This is a genomic window from Prevotella sp. oral taxon 317 str. F0108 (assembly GCF_000162415.1).
GTDB classification, from domain to species: Bacteria; Bacteroidota; Bacteroidia; order Bacteroidales; family Bacteroidaceae; genus Prevotella; species Prevotella conceptionensis.
The window spans coordinates 1-1,596 of the sequence record NZ_GG740087.1 but is presented as its reverse complement, the minus strand read 5'-3'; the positions used below and the strand labels follow the sequence as shown (position 1 = coordinate 1,596).

At 44.7% G+C, this 1,596-nt stretch carries 1 protein-coding gene; it reads left to right on the top strand.

What is annotated here, in order from left to right; translation table 11 throughout:
* The first annotated feature begins 117 nt into the window (after nt 1-117).
* Entirely contained in the window at nt 118-1,551 is a 1,434-nt protein-coding gene (tnpC, locus tag HMPREF0670_RS15005) for an IS66 family transposase (RefSeq protein WP_009231984.1), read from the top strand.
* Nucleotides 1,552-1,596: the final 45 nt, after the last annotated feature.

Below are 1,596 nucleotides of genomic sequence, written 5' to 3'. Positions count from 1 at the left end.
GTAACTATTCAGCGGTATTGACCAATCTGTATTCTCTCCTCTAAAATCTTCGTATAAAGGCTATAAAGATGCTCATTTTTCTTGCGTATTTCAGATTTTCTTTGTACCTTTATACCTATGAAAGAGCAAGTTACGGACATATCAAAAGTGTTACAAGACATGACGGAAGAGATGCGGCTGTTGCGTGAAACTGTCAACCAGCAGTATGCCGAGATTGTCAAATTGAACCGTAACATAAATGCTCTGAACCTCCAAATCCGCAAGAAAGATACGGAACTTACAAACTTGCGGGAACGCTTGGCCAAGTATGAAAAACCTGACAAGAACTCTAATAACAGCAGCACTCCGCCAAGCAAGGAGCGTATGAAGGATGAGGTTGTCAGAAGAACAAGAAGTCTCCGTAAGCCAAGCGGTAAGAAGCCGGGAGGACAAAAGGGACATGATGGGCATAAGTTGTCTTGCTCTTCCGTACCTGACGAGATAATCGATGACGCACCTGACTATTGCACTCGTTGCGGAGAATCTTTAGCAGACGCAGAGCGTGTACTTGATTATGTGACGCAGGTTATTTCCATTCCAGAGCTGAAGCCCGTAATCAAGGAAATCCGACACTATGTGATGGTATGCAAGAACTGTGGTGAACGTATTCGGACGGCGCCGAGACGGCGGTCAAACGACGTGGTATATGATTCAAGCGTAAAGGCTCTAGTGGTTTATCTGAGTGTCGTGCAATTTCTTCCATACGGCCGTATAGCAAGTTTTTTGCGTGAGGTATTTGGTCTCACTCCAAGCGAGGGCTCACTGGTGAACTGGGTGAATGAGGCAAAGAGAAATGCGCAACCTGTGATTGATAAGATTAAAGAATATATCAAGTCGTCAGCCGTAGTTGGTTTCGATGAGAGCGGCTTGTACTGTAACAAAAGACTCGACTGGGCCTGGATAGCACAGACAGTTTATTACACACTGCTTTTCCGTGCTGACGGAAGAGGGTCGAAGGTATTGGCAGGCAAGTTTGGCGACAGCTTAGAACGAATGACTGCCGTTACCGACCGCCATAGCGCATACTTTGCACTCCATTTCCTCAACCATCAGGTATGTCTTGCTCACTTGCTTCGCGAACTGCAATATCTTTCAGAGTTGAACACTGAGCAAGAGTGGTCTGGGAAAGTAACCAACCTGTTCCGTGAAGCCATTCACGAGCGGAACACCAATCCGAACGACGTTATAGACAAGGTGTCATGGACCCGACGTTTAGACAATCTGCTCAAACAGAACATAGAGGGGCTTGGTAAGAAGTTCATTACGTTCAAGAAAGGCCTAGTCAAATGCAGGGACTACATTTTCAATTTCCTTGTAAATCCGATGATACCCTCTGACAATAATGGAAGCGAACGGGGAATACGCAAGCTAAAAATCAAACTGAAGAACTCATGCACATTTCGTTCAGACTTCGGAGCAGACGCTTTTCTTGAACTTCATTCGATTGTAGAAACAGCTAAGAAGCACGACAAAACTCCATATAATGCGATTCAAGCCTTATTTAAGGTTTGATGAATTGGTATGCACTGTATATATCGGGTATCGCTGAATAGTTAC

What these genes read in the sequence shown, in the direction of transcription:
- tnpC (WP_009231984.1), top strand. Translation starts at nt 118, where the DNA reads ATGAAAGAGCAAGTTACGGACATATCAAAAGTGTTACAAGACATGACG.